Source organism: Lentilactobacillus diolivorans DSM 14421, assembly GCF_001434255.1.
GTDB lineage: Bacteria > Bacillota > Bacilli > Lactobacillales > Lactobacillaceae > Lentilactobacillus > Lentilactobacillus diolivorans.
Genome location: NZ_AZEY01000093.1, coordinates 61,619 through 83,528, shown reverse-complemented (window position 1 = coordinate 83,528; position 21,910 = coordinate 61,619). Strand labels below are relative to the sequence as shown.

The 21,910-nt window shown below is 39.4% G+C and carries 19 protein-coding genes; 15 read left to right on the top strand and 4 right to left on the bottom strand.

Annotated features, from left to right (window positions below; genetic code table 11):
* The first annotated feature begins 81 nt into the window (after positions 1-81).
* The 6 genes from ribF (at position 82) to lepA (ending at position 8,205) form a co-directional block, all read left to right on the top strand.
* Positions 82-1,038 carry a riboflavin biosynthesis protein RibF gene (gene ribF, locus FC85_RS11785; protein ID WP_057865739.1) on the top strand — a complete coding sequence of 319 codons (957 nt, stop codon included), beginning with the start codon at positions 82-84 and terminating at the stop codon, positions 1,036-1,038.
* 130 nt (positions 1,039-1,168) lie between these two features.
* Complete coding sequence (gene hrcA, locus FC85_RS11780; protein WP_057865738.1) at positions 1,169-2,206, top strand: heat-inducible transcriptional repressor HrcA; 1,038 nt, start codon at positions 1,169-1,171, stop codon at positions 2,204-2,206.
* Positions 2,207-2,223: 17 nt separating this feature from the next.
* A complete protein-coding gene (gene grpE / locus FC85_RS11775) occupies positions 2,224-2,841 on the top strand; it encodes a nucleotide exchange factor GrpE (protein WP_057865737.1) in 618 nt (205 codons plus the stop codon).
* A gap of 30 nt (positions 2,842-2,871) precedes the next feature.
* Positions 2,872-4,749, top strand: coding sequence for a molecular chaperone DnaK (gene dnaK / locus FC85_RS11770; RefSeq protein ID WP_057865736.1), 1,878 nt, complete (start codon positions 2,872-2,874; stop codon positions 4,747-4,749).
* A gap of 113 nt (positions 4,750-4,862) precedes the next feature.
* Positions 4,863-6,008 carry a molecular chaperone DnaJ gene (gene dnaJ, locus FC85_RS11765; protein ID WP_057865735.1) on the top strand — a complete coding sequence of 382 codons (1,146 nt, stop codon included), beginning with the start codon at positions 4,863-4,865 and terminating at the stop codon, positions 6,006-6,008.
* Positions 6,009-6,366: 358 nt separating this feature from the next.
* The gene (gene lepA, locus FC85_RS11760; protein ID WP_057865734.1) at positions 6,367-8,205 is read left to right on the top strand and encodes a translation elongation factor 4; all 1,839 of its coding nucleotides are present in this window, start codon (positions 6,367-6,369) and stop codon (positions 8,203-8,205) included.
* A gap of 245 nt (positions 8,206-8,450) precedes the next feature.
* On the opposite strand, the gene FC85_RS11755 is transcribed toward lepA, so the two are convergent.
* On the bottom strand, positions 8,451-8,888 hold the full coding sequence (locus tag FC85_RS11755) for a hypothetical protein (protein ID WP_057865733.1): 438 nt from the start codon (positions 8,886-8,888) through the stop codon (positions 8,451-8,453).
* A 325-nt stretch (positions 8,889-9,213) separates the two neighbouring features.
* Entirely contained in the window at positions 9,214-9,609 is a 396-nt protein-coding gene (locus tag FC85_RS11750) for a hypothetical protein (RefSeq protein WP_057865732.1), read from the bottom strand.
* Between the two features lie 168 nt (positions 9,610-9,777).
* On the opposite strand from FC85_RS11750, the gene FC85_RS11745 reads away from it, so the two are divergent.
* The 6 genes from FC85_RS11745 (at position 9,778) to FC85_RS11720 (ending at position 15,477) form a co-directional block, all read left to right on the top strand.
* Positions 9,778-10,128 (top strand): hypothetical protein, encoded by a 351-nt coding sequence (locus FC85_RS11745; RefSeq protein WP_083485130.1) that lies wholly within the window; start codon positions 9,778-9,780, stop codon positions 10,126-10,128.
* A 54-nt stretch (positions 10,129-10,182) separates the two neighbouring features.
* Positions 10,183-11,142 (top strand): 50S ribosomal protein L11 methyltransferase, encoded by a 960-nt coding sequence (prmA, locus tag FC85_RS11740; protein ID WP_057865731.1) that lies wholly within the window; start codon positions 10,183-10,185, stop codon positions 11,140-11,142.
* 2 nt (positions 11,143-11,144) lie between these two features.
* Positions 11,145-11,888, top strand: coding sequence for a 16S rRNA (uracil(1498)-N(3))-methyltransferase (locus FC85_RS11735; RefSeq protein ID WP_057865730.1), 744 nt, complete (start codon positions 11,145-11,147; stop codon positions 11,886-11,888).
* Between the two features lie 138 nt (positions 11,889-12,026).
* Positions 12,027-14,258, top strand: a complete 2,232-nt coding sequence (locus FC85_RS11730; protein WP_057865729.1) for a RelA/SpoT family protein — start codon at positions 12,027-12,029, stop codon at positions 14,256-14,258.
* A 12-nt stretch (positions 14,259-14,270) separates the two neighbouring features.
* Positions 14,271-14,717: a D-aminoacyl-tRNA deacylase gene (gene dtd, locus FC85_RS11725; protein WP_057865728.1), complete on the top strand. Its 447-nt coding sequence runs from the start codon at positions 14,271-14,273 to the stop codon at positions 14,715-14,717.
* A gap of 118 nt (positions 14,718-14,835) precedes the next feature.
* Complete coding sequence (locus FC85_RS11720) at positions 14,836-15,477, top strand: HAD-IA family hydrolase (RefSeq protein WP_057865727.1); 642 nt, start codon at positions 14,836-14,838, stop codon at positions 15,475-15,477.
* Here FC85_RS11720 and FC85_RS11715 read toward each other — a convergent pair.
* Together FC85_RS11715 and FC85_RS11710 are read right to left on the bottom strand one after the other, a co-directional pair.
* A complete protein-coding gene (locus tag FC85_RS11715; RefSeq protein ID WP_057865726.1) occupies positions 15,474-16,316 on the bottom strand; it encodes a fructosamine kinase family protein in 843 nt (280 codons plus the stop codon). The genes FC85_RS11720 and FC85_RS11715 overlap by 4 nt on opposite strands.
* Before the next feature lie 13 nt (positions 16,317-16,329).
* A complete protein-coding gene (locus tag FC85_RS11710; RefSeq protein ID WP_057865725.1) occupies positions 16,330-17,172 on the bottom strand; it encodes an N-acetylmuramoyl-L-alanine amidase family protein in 843 nt (280 codons plus the stop codon).
* A 354-nt stretch (positions 17,173-17,526) separates the two neighbouring features.
* On the opposite strand from FC85_RS11710, the gene hisS reads away from it, so the two are divergent.
* The 3 genes from hisS (at position 17,527) to FC85_RS11695 (ending at position 21,817) form a co-directional block, all read left to right on the top strand.
* Positions 17,527-18,831, top strand: coding sequence for a histidine--tRNA ligase (gene hisS / locus FC85_RS11705; protein ID WP_057865724.1), 1,305 nt, complete (start codon positions 17,527-17,529; stop codon positions 18,829-18,831).
* Between the two features lie 2 nt (positions 18,832-18,833).
* The gene (gene aspS / locus FC85_RS11700; protein ID WP_057865723.1) at positions 18,834-20,621 is read left to right on the top strand and encodes an aspartate--tRNA ligase; all 1,788 of its coding nucleotides are present in this window, start codon (positions 18,834-18,836) and stop codon (positions 20,619-20,621) included.
* Positions 20,622-20,941: 320 nt separating this feature from the next.
* A complete protein-coding gene (locus FC85_RS11695) occupies positions 20,942-21,817 on the top strand; it encodes a YitT family protein (RefSeq protein ID WP_057865722.1) in 876 nt (291 codons plus the stop codon).
* The last annotated feature ends 93 nt before the right edge of the window (positions 21,818-21,910 follow it).

Here is a 21,910-nt window from a genome sequence, read left to right as displayed (position 1 = left end):
GCGGCTTGAAACTTGGCCGCTATGCTTGAATGTTTCATAACTAGCACAACGCGTTACTTAATTAAAAGGTGAGTTGTAAATATGGAAATTATAAAACTTCATTATCCGTTGGATGATAAGCTCAAGTTTAATGACAAAACCGTCATTGCAATGGGCTTTTTTGATGGTTTTCACAGAGGACACCAAGCAGTTTTTCAGCGAGCAAAAGATGAAGCTGTGAAACTGGGTGCAACTTTTGCGGTGTTAACCTACGATCATCATCCAGCACTGGTTTATAAAAAGATGTCAGCACATGAAAAACGTTATATTACACTGTTGGATCACAAAATGGCATTGTTTGACGCATTCGGCGTTCAAAAAGTATTCTTAGTAAACTATTCCCATGCATTTCAAAGTCAGCAGCCAAAAGAATTCATCACAAATTTTCTTGAGCGGTTTAATGCAGTAGCAGTTGTTGCTGGCTTCGATCATACTTATGGTGATAAAAGAACTGCGACGATGGCCAACTTACCAACCTTTGTTAATGGTGCTTTTAAAGTCATCACTGTTCCACCAATTGAAATTGACCAAAAAAAAGTCAGTTCCACTAGGATACGAATTGGCTTGGATTCCGGTGATGTCAAGCAGGTTAATCGTTTATTAGGTAGGCCATTTCAGACAAAAGGAGTTATTGTCCATGGTGAAGAACGCGGTCGTCTTTTAGGCTATCCGACCGCTAACGTTGAACATTCTGAGTATCAATGGTTACCTAAAATTGGCATTTATGTTGTAACCGTCGAAATTGCTGATCGAAAATACTTGGGGATGGCATCGATTGGTAGGAATGTCACATTTTCAGATGGCCATCCAATGACCGTTGAAATCAATTTGCTTGATTTTAATCAGAATATTTATGGTGAGATTGTCAGAGTCAACTGGCTTTCCTACATTCGAGATGAAATTAAATTTGAAACGCCAGAGCAATTGATCAATCAGTTAGACGAGGATAATCAAACGACTCGAAAATATATGAATGATCACCCCAATACTTTAAATTAGCACTATTAGCACTCTGAACAAATTAATGCTAAAATATACGATAATTCCTTGACTTATAACAGTTGGTTTGTTAAATTATAAATGTGCCTTAGCACTCGACTTTATTGAGTGCTAAAAAGAGGTGATTTAGGTGCTAACGGATAGGCAAAAAAGTATTCTTCAAATAATCATTCGTGATTACACAAGAACAGGGATGCCAGTTGGTTCCAAGGCATTAGCTTCTGAATTTCCGACCCACGTTAGTTCCGCGACGGTCAGAAATGACATGGCTGCACTTGAATCAAAAGGTTTAATCGCTAAAACGCATTTCTCGTCTGGTCGAATTCCATCTATTGAAGGTTATCGTTATTATGTCGATAACCTTGTTCAACCAGATCCGTTGGATGATAGTGCGGAGGATTTAATTAAAAGTTCGTTTAACAGCGAGTTTAATCGGATTGACGAGATTATTCAGGAATCGGCAAAAGTATTATCCGATTTAACGAACTATATGGCAGTAACCTTTAATCCGGAACCAGGGGATACATTAAAACTTGGCGGATTTCGATTAGTCAAATTAGACGATCGCCAGGTAATGGCTATTATTGTGACAAATACCGGTCACGTTGTCGACAAGATCTTTAGATTAATGAATGTGTCGTCCGAGCAGTTGGAGACGATGGTTAACATTATTAATTCAGAATTAGTTGGCAAACCACTGCAACAGGTTGTTGACAAGCTGAAATTTGACATTCCAATGTTAATGACCAAGTATATTCAAACACCAGAGGGATTCTTAAAAATATTTGGTGAAATGTTGAATGAAGCGGGCCGGGATCGAATTCATGTCGATGGCAAACTGAATCTGTTGAGATTTGCCGAACGTCAAAACATCGATCGTCTAAAACCGTTATATAACTTGCTAGACACGGAAGATACCGTTCAAAAGATTATGAATACTAATTCTAATGATGTTCAAGTTCGAATTGGCAGTGAATTACGAAATGACCTGTTAAAGGATTATAGTATTATTACTGGAACTTATGATTTGAATGAGTATGGCCATGGCATTATTGCTGTGATTGGGCCAACCAGAATGCCGTATTCAAAAATTATTGGCATAGTCGGTGCGCTTCGTGAAGAATTAACCAAGAAGTTGCTCGGCTATTACGATGATGATAATGATTAATGCAAGGAGGCGATTGTTTGGCAGAAAAAAAGGATGATTCATTAAAAAGGGATCATGAGACACCCCAGGAAGACCCATCAACAAAATCTAAGGATCAATTGAAGAATCATGATAAATTGACTAAAAAGGATTCAAATGCTGATTCGGCCACTGATCATCGTTCAAGCGAAATAAAAAAATTAAAACAACAGGTTACCGATTTACAAACGAAATATGACCAAATGGAAAATCGGTTTCTTCGAGCTGAAGCTGATATGAAAAATATTCAAAATCATGCCAAGAAGGAACAGGCAGATTTAATAAAATATGATGGCCAACAATTAGCACATGATATTTTGCCGATTGTTGACAACCTTCAGCGAGCATTAGCCGTTGATGTTACCGATGACAGCGGCAAGCAACTCAAAAAGGGTGTTTCAATGGTTTATGAACACCTTACCAAAGCCTTAAGTGATAATGGCGTTGAGGTCATTGAAGCGTTGAATAAACCATTTGATCCTAAATTCAGTCAAGCTGTTCAAACTGCGGCAGCCGATGATCATCATCCGGTTGATACAGTTATCCAAATTTTACAAAATGGTTATCGATTGAAGGATCGAGTACTTCGACCAGCAATGGTTGTTGTTGCAAAATAAATCTTTAAAGAAAAAGAGGATTATTTATCTATGGCAAGTAATAAAATTATTGGTATTGACTTAGGAACTACTAACTCAGCCGTTGCCGTTTTGGAAGGCAATGAACCCAAGATCATCGCAAACCCTGAAGGCTCACGAACAACACCATCGGTTGTTGCATTTAAGGATGGTAAGCCACAGGTTGGCGAAGTTGCAAAACGTCAGGAAATTACCAACCCAAATACTGTTCGTTCAATTAAGAGTCATATGGGTGAACAAGGTTACACCGTTGACGTTGATGGTAAAAAATATACCCCACAACAAATTTCCGCAATGATTCTTCAATATATCAAGGAGTTTGCTGAGGATTACGTGGGTGATAAAGTTACTGATGCCGTTATCACTGTTCCAGCATATTTTAACGATGCCCAACGTCAAGCAACTAAAGATGCCGGTAAAATTGCTGGTTTAAATGTCAAGCGAATTATTAATGAACCAACTGCTGCTGCTTTGGCATATGGTCTTGATAAACAAGATAAGGATGAAAAGATTTTAGTCTACGATTTAGGTGGTGGAACATTTGATGTTTCCATTCTTGAATTAGGCGACGGTGTTTTCCAAGTTCTTTCAACTAATGGTGACACTCACCTTGGTGGTGATGACTTTGACCAACGTGTAATTGATTGGTTGGTTGATGGTTTTAAGAAAGAAAATGGTGTTGATCTTTCTAAAGATAAGATGGCCCTTCAACGTTTAAAGGATGCTGCTGAAAAGGCTAAGAAGGATCTTTCAGGTGTAACCGAATCAGAAATCAGTTTACCATTTATTTCTGCTGGAGAAAGTGGTCCGCTACATCTGCAAACAACTTTAACTCGTGCAAAATTCAATGAATTGACACATGACTTAGTTGCTAAGACAAAGATACCATTTGACAACGCCTTAAAAGATGCTAACTTGAGTACCTCAGATATTGATCAAGTTATTTTAAATGGTGGTTCAACTCGAATCCCAGCCGTTCAGGAAGCTGTTAAGTCATGGACTGGCAAAGATTCTAACCATTCAATCAATCCTGACGAAGCTGTTGCACTTGGTGCGGCGGTTCAAGGTGGTGTTATTACTGGTGATGTTAAAGATGTTGTTTTACTTGATGTCACACCATTATCACTTGGAATTGAAACCATGGGTGGTGTCTTCACTAAGTTAATTGACCGTAATACAACGATTCCAACCAGCAAGTCACAAGTCTTTTCAACTGCTGCTGATAATCAACCCGCTGTTGATATCCATGTCCTTCAAGGTGAACGACCAATGGCAGCCGATGACAAAACCTTAGGTCAATTCCAATTGACAGACATTCCTGCTGCTCCTAGAGGAATCCCTCAAATTGAGGTTACCTTTGATATTGATAAGAACGGAATTGTTAACGTTTCTGCCAAAGACAAGGGAACTGGTAAAGAGCAAAAGATTACCATTAAAGATTCTTCCGGCCTTTCAGATGATGAAATTAAAAAGATGATGAAAGAAGCTCAGGAGAATGAAGAGGCTGATAAGCAACGTAAAGAATCAGCTGATTTGAATAACGAAGTCGATCAATTGATCTTCCAGACAGACAAGACACTTAAAGAAGTCAAAGGAAAGGTTTCCGATGATGAAATTAAGAAGGCGGAAGATGCCCGTGACGCCCTCAAGAAAGCCAAAGAAGATAACAATGTTGATGATATGAAGACTAAGAAAGATGATTTAAATAAAATCGTTCAAGACCTAGCCGTTAAGTTATATCAACAACAGGCTCCTAAGGATGGTCAAGGGACAGCCGGCCAACCAAATGGTCAACCGAACTCCTCTGATGATGCTAACAAAGGTAAGGGCGACGATGGCACCGTTGATGGTGACTTCCACGAAGTCCACGATGATAACAAAGATAAATAATCATTATTACTAAATTTATCTTAACAAGAAGTCAAGGCCAGCTGGCTTTGGCTTTTTGTTGAAATATGGTATTCTATCATGGATAAACAATTGAATGAAGATGGGAGTTTCTAATGGCAAGTAAAGATTATTACAAAATTCTCGGAGTTTCCAAAGACGCCAGTGACGATGAAATAAAACATGCCTATCGTAGGCTGTCTAAAAAGTGGCATCCCGATATCAATAAAGCGCCGGATGCAGAAGCCAAGTTCAAGGAAATTAACGAAGCATATGAAACGTTAAGTGATCCACAGAAGCGTGCAAATTATGATCAATATGGATCCGCCGATGGTGCTGCAGGAGCAGGTGGATTTGGCGGTGGTGCCGGTGGTTTTGGTAATTTTGATGGCGGTGGTTTTGGATTTGATGATATTTTTAGTCAATTCTTTGGTGGTCGCCAACAGAATGCTGACCCTTCTGCACCTCAACAAGGTCGTGACTTGCAATACCAAATGACCCTTGAATTCAAGGAAGCTATCTTTGGTAAAAAGACCGTTATTAAGTATAATCGCGAGGCTCAGTGTAAAACATGTGGTGGGACGGGTGCGAAGCCTGGAACTTCTCCTGTCACTTGTTCTCGATGTGGTGGTCGCGGCTTCATTGTGACTGAAACAAACACGCCACTCGGTCGGATGCAATCTCGACAAACTTGCCCAGTTTGTCATGGAACAGGCAAAGAGATCAAGGAAAAATGCCCAACTTGTGGGGGTCGTGGCCGTGTTGATGAGCGTCATGAACTCGAAGTCAATGTTCCCGCCGGCATTGATGATGGACAGCAAATGAGACTTCAAGGTCAAGGTGAAGCCGGTGTTAATGGTGGCCCATATGGTGATCTGTATATTATCTTTAGAGTCAAGCCAAGCAAGGACTTTACTCGTGATGGGTCAACCATCTATACCGATGAACAAATTAGTTTTGCCAGAGCTGCGCTTGGAGGAAAGATTAAGGTTAAAACGGTCCATGGTGACGTTGAATTAAAGATTCCTGCAGGCACTCAAACCGGAACCAGTTTTCGTTTGAAGGGCAAGGGAGCTCCTCACTTAAGGGGAAATGGCAATGGTGATGAACGAGTAACAGTTAACGTGACAACACCTAAAACACTGAATAAGGAACAGAAGATTGCTCTTGAGGCATTTGCTAAAGCTAGTGGTGAAAGCCTCGGCGGCAAGGGTGGTAGTAATTTTTTTGACAAAGTAAAGGATGCATTTGATAAAAAATAGTGCTGGGCGTGATCGTTAAGTGATTGTTTCTTTTTAAGACAATGAACCTAAAAAAGCTATTTTTGATTGTGGTGAACCATTGTATCCTTAAAAAACAATGAGGTTGGGACAAGTTATCATTTGTTCCAACCTCATTGTTTGTAATCATAAAAAACAATTTTGCAGGCACGGATATCTCATACAACGACAGTTTGGCACACAACTTTTATCACTGTTCGTTAAGATTTGAATTTATCGAATCAATGACGTATGAGATTGTTTAATGCCCACTTTTCCTTGCCAGACTAACGATATTTCATTAGACTAGAAGGGTTAGGGATATTAAATAATGACAAACGAATGAAAGTGAGAAATCAACATGGATTTACAAAAAATGAAGGATCATCAAAAATATATTCGCAATTTTTCCATTGTTGCTCACATTGACCATGGGAAATCGACACTAGCCGATCGAATTTTGGAGATGACGGACACAGTTGCCAAGAGAGATATGAAAGACCAACTTCTTGATAACATGGATTTGGAACGTGAACGTGGCATTACGATTAAATTGAATGCCGTAGAATTGACTTATCATGCTAAAGATGGTCACGATTATGAATTTCACCTAATTGATACACCGGGACATGTTGACTTTTCATATGAAGTTTCACGGAGTCTCGCAGCGTGTGAGGGTGCTATTTTAGTGGTGGATGCTGCTCAAGGGGTCGAAGCTCAGACTCTTGCCAACGTTTATTTAGCTCTGGATGATAATTTGGAGATTGTGCCAGTTATCAATAAAATTGATTTACCATCGGCTGAACCTGAAAAAGTTCGTTCAGAAATTGAAAATGTTATTGGCCTTGATGCCTCAGACGCCGTTTTGGCAAGCGCTAAGAAAGGGGTTGGTGTACCGGAATTACTAGAACAAATTGTTCAGAAAATTCCGGCACCAACCGGAGACGTGACTGGTCCTCTCAAAGCTTTAGTATTTGATTCGGTTTATGATGACTACCGAGGGGTTGTTTTAAGCGTTCGCTTATTCGAAGGTACTGTCCAGCCCGGAGACAAGATACGAATGATGAATAGTGGTAGCGAATATGAAGTGACTGAAGTAGGTGTGAACTCACCTAAACCAGTTAAGCGTGACTACTTAATGTCAGGCGATGTTGGGTATATTACGGCCAGTATTAAAGATATTACTCAGACACGAGTGGGTGATACGGTCACGAACGCTAACGATCCGGCTGAGAAAGCACTACCAGGTTATCGTGAAATGAATCCAATGGTTTATGCAGGGCTTTATCCGACTGATAACGCAAAATTTGATGACCTGCGAGAAGCATTGGAAAAGCTCAAGTTAAACGATGCGGCATTAGAGTTTGAACCAGAAATCTCCAAAGCACTGGGATTTGGCTTTCGATGCGGTTTTTTGGGCTTACTTCATATGGACGTGGTTCAAGAACGACTTGAACGAGAATTTAATCTCGAATTAATTACAACCGCACCTTCAGTTACCTATGAGGTTAAATTAACAGATGGTACTACCAAGAAGGTTGAAAATCCATCGGAGATGCCTGATGTTTCTTCAGTTAAAACAATTTCCGAACCATATGTGAAGGCAACAATTATGGTACCCAATGAATATGTTGGCCCAGTTATGGAGCTTTGCCAACACAGACGGGGAATCTTTGATACTATGGAATACTTAGATGAGTATCGAGTGAATGTGATTTACCATATGCCACTTTCTGAAATTATTTTCGACTTTTTTGATAAATTAAAGTCTAGTACAAAGGGCTATGCATCACTGGATTATGACATGGAAGATTACCGACCGAGTGATTTGGTCAAAATTGACATTCTGCTAAACGGTGAAAAGGTCGATGCGCTGAGCTTTATTTCTCATCGGCAATTCGCTGCGACCAGATCTCGTGACATTGTTGGTAAATTAAAAAATATTATTCCAAGACAAAACTTTGAAATTCCTGTTCAAGCTTCAATTGGCGCAAAAATAATTGCTCGTACAAACATCAAAGCTTACCGAAAAGACGTTACTGCCAAGCTATATGGTGGAGATCGAACACGTCGGATGAAACTATTAGAGAAGCAAAAAGTCGGTAAGAAGCGAATGAAAGCAGTGGGGAAAGTCGATATTCCTCAGGAAGCCTTCATGGCAGTTTTGCAAACGGATGAAGAAGAAAAGGGCGGTAAGTAAGCGTTGGTGGTATTCACATGCTTACAAAAAGTTATGGAATTCCTGCTATATTCCTACTTAAAATTCACGTTTTAAAAGTTTAATAAGTTATCAAAAAGGTTACCCCTTAATTTACTCAATTTGTGAGTAGTTCGAAGAGGTAACCTTTTACTGTATTTAGTTAATTGTATTTTGAAATGAAAATGGCTTACAAGTCAACATGATTCAGCTCTAGAAAAGTGATTAGCTTGGAATTTACTTAACTGTTAACTTAGTTTTGTCGGCTTTTTGTTGTCATTAAGTTGGGCCTGGTATACCTTATCCAATCGTCCCAGTTCAACTTTGTCGCTAAGAACATCATTAAAGAGTTGTTCAATTACCACCGTGAGCGCTGTTTCATCAAACATCGATGAGGACTCAGCTTTTCTCTGCTGGACTTCATAAAGTTGCTGAAGTCGATTAATTAGGCGATGGCGAAAATGTGGCAACTGTTTTTGCCCAAAAGCCATTTTTTCCATACTAACCATGCGGTAATCGTAGTATTCAGACAATCTCTCAGCAGTTTTAAGCGAAAGATTGTCAATTGACCGTAAATGGTTTCGTAACCGAATAATGATTGATGAACTAACACCAGTAAATTGCTGAATTTGGTAAGCACTGTCATTCCCATCAACAATCGCCTGTAATTTGTCCTTAATGTCCATGAGTAACTACCTGAGATTGATTAAAAAATAATTGATTTGTCATGATCAATTCCCCCTAGAATTTAAAATGATTTCTTTATTTTTTCTCATCATATATATTCCGTATTTCTTAGTTCCACCATATGACAATTGTCATATATTTGTCAAATAAAGCATTCCAAAGCGGGTTCCAAATGATTTGATAATCATAACAAGGAAATTAATTGTTGTTATCTCAAAGAAAAAGCAGCCCTTTAAAAGCTTGTAATAAACTTTAAAATGAGATTGGGGACTTGATAATTATTCAGTGAGCGTTTAAACTAACAAAAATTGTTTCATTGTTCATTTAACCAATTCTCAGCTCAGTGATAATTTTCGTATCAATGATGGGTTGGTTTGATTTGTTTTCATGGCAGATCACTCGATTTAAGTAATGATGTTCGATAACATACTTATCAAATGATGACTTCGAAGGGACCTCGAGGATGCTTCGATCATGAGATTGCTCAAAACTAATTTTGTCTAACACAAAATCATCTGGAATTGCGGAAAAAATATTATTGATTGAATGTAATGCTACTTCACCGGTTTTTAATAATTGATATTTTAAATAACGTCGATGGAACAGCTGATGCCCTTCGAAAATTGTGTCGCTTGAATGGGATTCTAAGGTTGCCCGGTAACGGATCTCAATTGTATCTGGTCGAATTTTGTTGATAAAACGTACGCGAAAAAGTTCCATGTTTTTCAGCTCCTTTACTCAATAATAGGATAAAGGTATGATTTAAATCAAGTTGGTAAAATTAACAAAATGTTTGCGTTTTCCCTCATATTCCATTATTATATATATTAATTCGTTTTTAATTCGATTTGATTTATAAAACCATTATTAAAATTTTGTAACTAGGAGGTGTTTACTATTCTAAGTCGAACAAAACAGTATTTACGGAAAAATGGTTACTTCTACAAAAAAGAGTATATTCGCCCCTTACTTACTCCAGATAATATCTATATTTTTCGATTTGGCCGTGACCATTTGAATAATCGGCTAATCATTCGATACAGCCATAAATGGACCGGCAGGCAGCGAATTAATGAGATTGATTTGCGTCTCCACAAGCAAAAACATCCCCGGATCTTTTACAATGAGTCTGAGTTATTACGTTATTTAGAGGGTCATCTGTTAAAGCATGAAGCAAAAGTTCGCGCTCGTGAAGCAGAGAAACAACAGAATCAAGTAACGGATGGGGCATCCAAGTGAGGGTGCTCTTTTTGTATTCTAATTATCAATCTTGAAAAGTGAAGAGGAATTTAAATGCAGTGGACAGAAGTATCAGTAATCACCAGTAGTGAAGCCGTTGAAGCTGTTGCAAATATTTTAATGGAACATGGTGCTTCCGGCGTGTCAATTGAAGATGCAGCAGATTTTGCCAAACTTAAACCAGGAAAGTATGGCCCACACGGTGAAATTGTGGATCCGGCAGATTTATCACATATTAGTAAGGGTGCAATTATTTCGGCATATTATCCAGATAATCAATCAATTACTGATCAGGTTGTCCAAATAACAACCCAGGTACAGGGACTAGTACATTTTGGCCTTCATCCGGCGCCTGCAGAGGTAACGGTTAATGATGTAGCTGATGAGAACTGGAAAACTGCCTGGGAGAAGTACTACCATCCTGTTCATGTCACCCGATATTTAACGGTTGTTCCAAGTTGGGAAGACTACTCGCCAAAATCAGTTGAAGAAAAAATAATCCGCTTAGATCCTGGAATGGCTTTTGGTACCGGGACCCATCCAACAACGCAGCTTTCTCTGCAAGCACTCGAGATCATCATGAAGGGTCACGAGTCGGTTTTAGATGTTGGAACAGGGTCCGGTGTGTTAAGTATTGCCGCTAAACTGTTAGGTGCAACCGAGGTAAAAGCATTGGATGTTGATAACGTCGCCGTTGCCTCGGCCAAGAAAAATATGGGACTCAATCCTGTTGCTAAGGATATTACAGTTGTTGCCAATAATTTATTAACTGGCATTCATGAACAAGTTGACATTGTTGTTGCGAATATTTTAGCAGAAATCATCATTCCGCTCGTTGCTCAAGCATTCAAAAATTTAAAGCCTGGCGGTTATTTCCTGACGTCTGGTATTATTAAGGATAAGTTTGAAACGATTAAGGTGTCATTGCAGGAAAACGGATTTGTTATTACTGAAATTCTCAATATGAAAGATTGGTATGCCATTATTGCACAAAAGCCAAAGGGTGAAGATTAATTATGCAACATTATTTTTTAGATCAACGAATCGCACCAAAAGATATCATTAACCTTCCGAGTGATATTAGTCATCATTTGGCACGGGTGTTGAGAGCAACAATTAATGACCGAATTGAATTGGTTGGCAACGACCATCACGTCTTTCGTGCTAAACTTATTGAGGTTGAGAATCATTCAGTAACAGCACAGATAGAAGCCGCGTTAAATGTCAATGTTGAGCTCCCTGTCAATGTCACAATTGTTAGTGGTCTATCAAAGAAAAACAAACCTGAATGGGTTGTGCAGAAGGCAACAGAACTTGGCGCTAATCAAATTATTTTCATGCCTATGGCTTGGTCGGTCGTTAATTGGGGACAAAAGTATCAAAAAAAGATTCATCATTTAAATGAAGTTGCACTCAGCGCTGCAGAACAATCCCACAGAAACGTGATACCTCAAGTCCACTATTTTAATGATCTGGCACAGTTGTTAGCAGAACCGTTTGACGCAAAAGTTGTTGCTTATGAGGAGTCTGCAAAGGTTGGTGAGCAAAGTCGGTTGGTTGCCAGCCTAAGTCAACTTACCGCGCATCAATCGCTGGTAGGAATTTTTGGACCTGAAGGAGGGATTTCTCCGGAAGAGATCCAACAACTGACTAATCATGGCTTTATTTCGGTTGGTTTAGGTCCTCGGATTATGCGAACAGAAACAGCACCACTATACTTCTTAAGCGCTGTTTCAATGATGACCGAGTTGATACACTAACATGAGAAGCTGAATTAGAAGTAAAATGATGATAAGATAGTTACAAATGAGCTATCCTTTAACTGGGTTCGATAAATAAATTAAAGAGTAAAAACCTATTGTCCTTTTAGGATAAACAGAGTGAGAAGAGTTGATAAAATGGGGACTAAAGTCTGGACGTCAGATGATGTCATCAAAAAAGTTTCTGAATATATGAATAAAGAACATGTTGACCAAGTGAAACGGGCATATCAATTCGCAAAGATTGCCCATAATGACCAGCGTCGCCAATCAGGAGAGCCATACATTACTCATCCGATTCAAGTGGCAGGAATTTTAGCTGACCTTCATATGGATCCAGAAACTGTTTCAGCAGGGTTTCTTCATGATGTTGTTGAAGATACCGGTGTTGAATTAAGTGACGTTAAAGAATTGTTTGGTAATGATGTCGCCTTAATTGTTGATGGAGTTACCAAGCTCTCTAAAATTAAATACAAGTCAAGTGAGGAACGGCTGGCTGAAAATCATCGAAAGTTGTTACTGGCAATGTGTAAAGATATTCGGGTAATGATCGTTAAATTAGCCGATCGACTTCATAATATGCGAACTCTTAAATCATTGCGTCCAGACAAACAACGGCGAATTGCTAAAGAAACTCTTGAAATCTACGCACCAATTGCCGATCGGTTAGGTATTGGAACGATCAAATGGGAACTGGAAGATATTTCACTGCGGTATCTCAACCCACAACAATATTATCGAATTGTTCACTTAATGAATTCTCGACGAGACCAACGGGTGGACTATATTCAAAACGCAATTGATGAAGTTAAGCGGGCCATTTCAGACCTTGATATTAAAAGTGAAATTTATGGCCGTCCTAAACATATTTATTCTGTTTACCGAAAGATGGTTGAGAAGCACAAACAGTTTAGTCAAATCTATGACTTACTGGCAATTCGGGTGATTGTTCAATCAATTAAAGATTGCTATGCCGTTTTGGGTGCCATTCACTCAGAATGGAAACCAATGCCAGGACGGTTCAAAGATTATATTGCAATGCCAAAAGCCAACATGTACCAATCTTTGCATACTACCGTTATTGGACCTGAAGGAAAGCCCTTGGAAGTTCAAATTCGAACCGAAGAAATGCATCGGGTTGCTGAATTTGGTATTGCTGCTCACTGGGCTTACAAAGAAGGTATTCGAAGCAAGGTTAAAACGTCACAAGATAACAATAAACTAAATTGGTTCAAACAAATTATTGAACTTCAAGAAGACACTGATGATGCTGCTGATTTTATGGATAGCGTCAAGGGAGAGCTCTTTGGTGACCACGTCTATGTTTTTACTCCCAAGGGCGATGTTTTTGAATTGCCTAAGGGTGCAGGACCACTTGATATGGCCTATATGATTCACACAGAAGTTGGTAATCATACAACTGGTGCTCGAGTTAACGGTAAAATTGTGCCGTTGGATCATCAGGTTAAAAATGGTGATATTGTTGATATTATTACATCAACAAGCTCAGCCGGACCAAGCCGTGACTGGATTCCACTTGTTCATACAAGAAGAGCCCGTAACAAGATTAAGCAGTATTTCAGATTAGAAGACCGTGCCAAAAATATCGAAAATGGTAAAAATATCATTACTAGAAAACTTCGTGAAGCCGGCTTTGATGCCCATGATGTCATGGCACCCGAAAACCTTGAAAAAGCGGCCGTGAATATGCATTATCAACATGCGGAAGATTTGCTGGCAGCAATCGGCTTTGGCGATCTTCAGCCTACTGGCGTAGTAAACCGACTGACACAAGATTTACGAGATCGGCAAAAGCGGCAACGCCAAGACCAAGCAGAAAAAGAAGTGCTTGAGGGTCATCAAACCATTTCTGAAACATCCTCTGAGACAGCCAAAAAGAAAAAGCGCCAAAAGGCTTCCAATGGGATTATTATTGAAGGAGTGGACAACCTGTTAGTTCGGCTTAGTCATTGTTGTACGCCGGTTCCGGGCGATCCAATTGTTGGCTACATTACCAAGGGGCGTGGGGTTTCAGTTCATCGCGTTGATTGCCCCAACATTGCCAAGGCCGAACAAAATGGCGAACGGTTAATCGAAGTTTCCTGGGCAAACGATCCGGGAGATCGGACTAATTATGATGCAGCGCTTTCCGTTCAGGGCTATAATCGGGCTGGTTTGTTAACTAATATCCTCACAACCGTTAATAATGTTACAAAGACTGTTTCGTCAGTAAACGGGCAGGTTGATAATAATAAAATGGCCACCATTTCATTGTTAGTTGGCGTTAGGAACTTAGAACAGCTTGATCGTTTAGTGAATAATCTCAAGATCATTCCTGATGTTTACCTAGTTGAAAGAAAATTCAGGTAAGGAGTCAATAAGTTGAAAGTTGTATTGCAAAGAGTTAAAAGCGCCTCCGTATCAATTGATGGCCAGGTTCATGGTAAGATTCAGAGGGGCTATTTATTATTGGTTGGGGTTCGTGATGAAGATGGTGATGCTGAAGTAGACTACCTGGCCCACAAAATTAGCAAGATGCGTATTTTTGAAGATGAAAATGATAAGATGAATTTGGATATTCATGCCGTTGACGGTGCCATTTTGTCAATTTCACAATTCACATTGTATGCTGATACTAAAAAAGGAAATCGTCCCAGTTTCACGCAGGCCGGAAAGCCTGAGCACGCTAACAAAATTTATGAACAGTTTAATAATCGGCTTCGCGAAGATGATTTAGAAGTCCAGACTGGTACTTTCGGTGCTGACATGTTGGTTGATCTGCAAAATGATGGGCCGGTGACGATTGTTTTGGATACAGAAAATAAATAACTTACAAGATAAGTAGTCATTAAACAGATCTGTATTTTAACGGAGTCGGAGTCAATTAAGTTCAAATAAAAATAAAAGGTCGAACTTTTTGGGTTCGACCTTTTTAAGGGGCTAAAAAATGATAAATCAATTATTTTGGGATTTTGACGGAACACTTTTTAACACGTATCCAATGATGGTTCAAGCCTTCATTAAAGCGCTTGGTGATTTAAATGTTGATGAAATTGAAATTGATGAGCACGATATTTACACTACGATGCGGCAACATGATGTTGGCACAGCTATTCGTAAGTATTCCGCTTTTTACAGTATTGATGAAACGACATTGCGAAAATTGAACCGACGCTATCAAGTTGAAATGGTGACCGATGCCAAACCTTTTCCGGGGGTTACAAAAGTGTTTGAGCTCGTCAAGCAATTGCACGGAGATAATTATTTGCTCACTCATCGGGATAACCAAGCTAAAACATTATTGAAAAAATTTGATCTGGAAAAATATTTTACTGATTATGTTACCTCAAATCAAAAATTACCGCGTAAGCCACAACCCGACTCTATCAATTGGTTGGCAGATAGAAATCATGTCGACCGAACAAAGGCAATCATGATTGGTGACCGCAAACTAGACGTTGCGGCTGGGCATAATGCCAATATTGCTGCCTGTTTGTTCGATCCAGACGGCATCATTGTTGATTCGGGAAATCCTGAAATAAAAATTACCGCGCTGGTGGAACTCATTCCATGGTTATCAAAATCCTAGTATTTTCCCAAGATTTGATCAACCATTGATCCATAGGATTCGCCAAAGAGGTTTAAATGCGCCAATAAGTAATTGAGCTGGTACCAACTAATTCGCTGGTTTAAGCCTCTTAAAAGCGGGTAGACACTGTTGTATCCTTCATAGAAGTCATGATCAAATCCACCGAAAATTGTGGTCATTGCGATATCTAATTCCCGATCCCCATAGAAAACATCCGGATCGATTAACATTGGCTCACCGGTCTTTTCAAACATATAGTTGCCAGCCCATAAATCGCCGTGAAGCAAGCTGGGAATGACTTGATGAGTTGTATAATATGTGGCAAATTGGTCGCAGAGTGATTGGAAGTGTGTTTGACGCCAATCATTCCAGCGACCATTTTTTATGGCTAAATTTACCAGTGGCTTTAAGCGCTGATTAATATAAAAAGTAACCCAGTCAGATTGCCACGTATTAATCTTAGGCAATTTTCCGGCAGTGAAATTATGATCTAATCCAAATCTTGGAACATGCTGTTGGTGAACGGTGGCAACCATTTTTCCTAATTCAAATTGGCTGCCGCGCCCTGTATCAATCCAATTTAAAATTAAGTAGCCATCTTGATTAACCTCACCGCTTGCAATTATTTCAGGCGTATTAGCAATGGCCCCCAGAAGGTTTAAACCCTCGATTTCATGCGCAAAGAATTTTTCTCCACGCCCAGGTTGAACTTTCATAAAATAACGATTTGTTTTTGTCTCAAGTAAATAAGAATCATTAATATCACCACCCGAGACCGATTTAATTTTTTCAACGTGATCAAGCGGCAGCTGTGCCAACCAATCTTGATTAATTGTCAACGTAAGAGCCTCCTTAATGATTGTTTTTAAAATAGTGGTTTAATCCAGCAACCACATCGTTTGCAAACTGGTTTTGATGTTTAGGGTTACTAATCAATTTAAAGTCTTTATTGGTGTTGATATAGCCACCCTCAATCAAGATTGCGGGAACGGAATTATTCCGAATGACAAGAAAATTGCCAAATTCCACGCCACGATCAGTTAATGCAAGATTAGTCATTTTTGCATTAATACTTTTGGCAAGTTGTTGCGAAGCACCGTGACGATAATAATAGCAGGTATAACCAGATGCGGTATTAGCAATGTCTGAAGAATCAAAGTGAAAGCTGATAAATGCATTTGCCAAACTTGATTCTGCCAGCTGAGGTCTTGCTGATAGGGAAACGGTTTGATCAGACTTTCGAGTCAAAATCACTTTGGCACCTCGGTTTCGCAATTTCTTTGCAACGCGTTTGGCGACTTCCAACGTGTATTTTTTCTCCGGTTGGCCAGTCGTTGATAATGCGCCTGAGTCAGAACCACCGTGGCCAGGATCTAAAACAATCGTGGCTTCGGATAATTTGGTGACATCTTTAACATTAGAATTTGTTACCAGCCATGAAGCGACCCAACCAATAATTCGATGACGATAAATCACCTTGATCCAGCCATTTTTCCGACTGATAACTTGTAATTGCTGACCTCTTTTTACTTTCGCCTTAACCGTATATGTCACTGACGGTCCACTACGAATGTTCAATTGATTAACCTTAACAGTGACCGAGTTTGAATAAAGCGCAATAAGCATGACGGCAAATGTGACGATGATAATGCCGGTTGCAATTACCCAACTTTTGTTATCCTTAATTTTTTTCACGTTTTTTCTTCCATTCCAATATGTATATGTATTTTTATTATAATGGTTGCTGGACACTTTGGGTTAATTAATTTGTCCTTGACAATTGTTGAATAGTCAACTAATCTTAAAGGCAGTTAAATATTCAACCGAAAAAAGAACAGTAGGGATGTTTATCAAAAACAGAGAACGTTTGTATGCTGAGAAAACGTGGTAAATATTTTGAAGTGACACTTTTTGCTAACAATGGTTAATAGTGAATGCTATTCGCGCGAGCGTTATTCTTAGAGTATTAATTAAGGTGGTACCGTGCGAAAGCACCCTTGTCGATGGACAGGGGGCTTTTTTTTCGGAAATTAAGTGGGAGGAAATAGTATGAGATATCAACGACCCAAAGGAACGGCTGATATTTTACCAGATGAGGCCAAAAAATGGACTTATGTCGAAGAGACTGCCCGAATGTTATTTAACGATTATCGTTATCAAGAAATTCGAACACCAATGTTTGAAAATTTTGATGTTTTTTCAAGAACCTCTGGTGACACGTCTGACATTGTGACCAAGGAAATGTATGATTTCAAGGATAAAGGCGATCGTCACATGAGTCTGCGTCCAGAAGGCACTGCAGGCGTTGTTCGTGCTTTTGTTGAAAATAAATTATACGGACCCGAACATCCGCGACCAATTAAAGTCTTTTACATGGGATCAATGTTTCGTTACGAACGTCCTCAATCAGGTCGACAACGAGAATTTCATCAAATTGGTGTTGAAGCTTTCGGGAGTAATGAACCTGAGTTGGATGTTGAAGTAATGGCAATGGGGATGGACTTATTATCCCACTTTGGTCTATCAGGATTGAAGCTTACTATCAATAGTCTGGGTGATCAAGCCTCACGAGCTGCTTATCGTCAAGCGCTGATTGATTATTTGGATCCGCATTTTGACGAACTTAGTGAAGACTCCAAAGTTCGATTACATAAGAATCCACTTCGGGTCTTAGACAGCAAGGACAAGCATGATCAAGAAATTGTAAAGGGTGCCCCCTCCATTCTCGATTATTTGAATGAAGATTCAAAGAAACATTTCGACCAAGTTAAGCACTTACTTGACGCTTTAAAGATTCCATACGTAATTGATCCGGACATGGTTCGGGGACTTGATTACTATACACACACCATTTTTGAAATCATGGTTGATTCTAAGGCCCTTGGCGAAGGGTATACGACCATTTGTGCCGGTGGCCGTTACAATGGACTCGTCGAGCAGTTGGGTGGTCCGGAGATGCCTGGGATTGGATTTGGTCTTGGAATGGAACGTTTAATGGTTTTAATGGAGGCTCAAAAAGTTAAGTTTCCGGTTCTTGATCAACTAGATGCTTATGTTGTTGGGATTGGTGAACAGACCAGTCTTGAAACTTTACAAATTGTTCAATCATTGCGATCGGATGGTTTTGCTGCTGATCGTGACTATCTTGACCGTAAGCCGAAAGCCCAGTTTAAAACAGCTAATAAATTAAACGCTCAATTTACGATCACAATTGGTGAAAGTGAATTAAAGGCTAAAACAGCCAATGTAAAGTCTATGGCCAGTGGCAAAGAAGTAACGGTTCCCATAAGTGAAATTTTACAAGATTTTGATACTGTACTTACTAAATATTTCAATGACAAGGAGATTGATTAGAGATGAAACGAACCACATATGCTGGCTTAGTTAACGAAACCTTAATCGGCCAAGAAGTTGTCTTAAAAGGATGGGTTCAAAAGCGTCGTGACCTTGGTGGCTTAATTTTCATTGAACTACGTGACCGAGAAGGAATTCTTCAACTAGTTTTTAGTGAGGAATACGGTAAAGATGCTTTAGCAGTTGCCGACAAGCTTCGGAGCGAATATGTTGTTGAAGCTCGGGGTAAGGTAGTTGCTCGTGATCCAAAAGAAATTAATCCTAAAATGAAGACTGGTAAGGTTGAGGTGGACATCACCGAAGCTAAAATTTTAGCTGTCTCAAAAACACCGCCTTTCTATATTGAAGACGGAATTAACGTTTCGGAAGATTTAAAGTTAAAATACCGATACTTGGATTTACGCCGTCCCGAAATGCAATACAATATCTTATTAAGAAACCGAATTATTCAATCTATTCATAGTTTCTTCGACAACGAAGGCTTTATTGATATCGAGACGCCAACATTGACCAAATCAACTCCCGAAGGCGCTCGTGATTATTTAGTTCCTTCCCGAGTTTATCCAGGGTCATTTTACGCATTGCCACAATCACCTCAGCAATTTAAACAGATGTTGATGGGGGCAGGTTTTGACAAGTATTATCAAATTGCTCGTTGCTACCGAGATGAAGATTTGCGTGGTGACCGCCAACCTGAATTCACGCAAATTGACATGGAAATGTCATTTGCTGATCAAGAAGAGATCATGGATGTCACTGAGGGGTTCATTGCCAAGGTCATGAAAGATGCAATGGGTAAAGATGTTAAGCTGCCATTTAAGCGAATGGATTGGGATGAGTCAATGGCCAGGTTTGGAACCGACCAACCTGACGTCCGCTTCGGTATGGAGTTAAAAGACCTGTCTGCAATCATGAAGGATGTTGATTTCAAAGTATTTGCCAATGCAGTTAAAAACGGTGGCCAAGTTAAGGCAATCGCAGTTCCTGGTGGTGCTGATAAATACTCACGTAAAGATTTAGATGCCTTGGCAAGCTACGTTGAACGATTTGGTGCTAAAGGATTAGCATGGTTAAAAGTCACTGACGATAGCTTTAACGGCCCCATCGCCAAATTCTTCAAAGATGCTGACTTAAGACAAAAGATTTTGGACAAAGCAGAAGCCAAACCTGGAGATTTACTTTTGTTTGCTGCTGATAATAGTCGAATTGTGGCCGATACATTGGCTTACTTACGGGTTCAAATCGCAAAAGAACAAAAGATGATTGACGAGTCAAAATTTGCCTTCCTATGGATCGTTAATTGGCCGTTATTCCACTGGGATGTTGATTTGAAACGTTATGTTGCTGCCCATCATCCGTTCACAATGCCTAATGAAGAGGATGTTCATTACTTAATGAATGACGATGAGGATCCTCATAAAGCATATGCCCAAAGTTATGACATTATTTTAAATGGACTTGAACTTGGTGGTGGTTCGATTCGTATTCACACCAGAAAGTTGCAAGAGCGGATGTTTAAAGCCCTTGGATTTACTAAAGAAAGAGCCGAAGCCCAATTTGGTTACTTCTTAACGGCCTTAGACTATGGTTTCCCGCCTCATGGTGGTCTTGCAATCGGCCTTGACCGATTTGTTCGTCTGTTAGCTGATCGTGAGAATATCCGAGACGTTATTGCGTTCCCTAAGAATTCAAAAGCTGTTGAACCGCTTACTAGTGCACCTTCTCCAGTTGCTAACAAGCAACTCCAAGACTTGGGGATCTTTGTGGCTGATCAAGATGAAAAGAAATAATTCTTCAGATTTATTATTTCGTATTTGAGTCTTATCAGTTGTGATGTTCCAAAAAAGATCGGTCATTATCTTCTGACAATATGATTATTGTGGGGTTGTTACTTTAACTGTGAATGCCAATTGTATTGGTTACTTTAATTTAAGTGAAAACAGTGGTCAAAACCATACTAATTAAATCCTATTAGGTTTGATGATTGCTAAAAATCCTGTGATCGTACTTTGATTACAGGATTTTTTCGTGCTATTTTTGCTTGTTACGGTTATCATTAGGCAGTAATCATTATTAATGATGTAATTACCCAAATGAAAGGAAAATATTTATGGATGACGTTTCAAAACTTATGCGTCGGCATACATACTTAACCAAAGCCTCTATGTCGTTAACATATGGTATTTTGGTCTCTATTGCCGTTAATTTTTTCTGGGATCCGGGTCACATTTATTCCTCGGGTGTCACCGGGTTTGCCCAGCTGCTAAATACAATTAGCTCACGGGCATTCCCTTTTACAATTTCCACCGGGCTTGGGTTATTCCTGCTGAACATTCCACTCTTTTTCTTAGCATGGCGCGCCATTGGGCATGAATTTACAATTTTTACGGTAATTACCGTTTTTCTTTCCAGCTTTATGATTCAGTTATTGCATCCAGTTCCATTGACACATGATCCAATTATCTGTGCCATTTTTGGAGGTGCCGTAAATGGCTTTGGAACCGGATTGGCTTTGAAGAATAGTATTTCGACTGGTGGACTTGATATCTTGGGAATTGTGATTCGTCAACGAACCGGGAAATCCATTGGGACAATCAATATGGCTTTTAATGCTTTAATCGTGATTGCTGCAGGTTTTGCTTATGGCTGGCCATATGCCTTTTATTCCGTCCTCAGTTTGATTGTGAATGCCCGGGTCATGGATATGACATTTACCAAGCAACAACGAATGCAAGTCATGATTATTACTAATCGCCCCAACACTGTTATTGATAGTGTTCAGAATCATTTGCGCCGTGGTATTACGATTGTTCACAATGCAGAAGGGGCTTATCGTCATGATGCCAAGACAATTTTGTTTACAGTAATTTCAAGATATGAAATGAACGAACTTGAGGAAGCGTTACTGGAATCTGATCCAAATGCATTCGCAAGCATATCGGATTCAGTTAAAATTTTAGGGAGATTCTATGAACCTAAACCTTAATTTAATTACGGTGAAGTGACTTGATAACGACTTGTTTTTTAAGATTATTTAAGAAAAAAAATCTATGAAAAGATTATGTTATAATACTTCAGT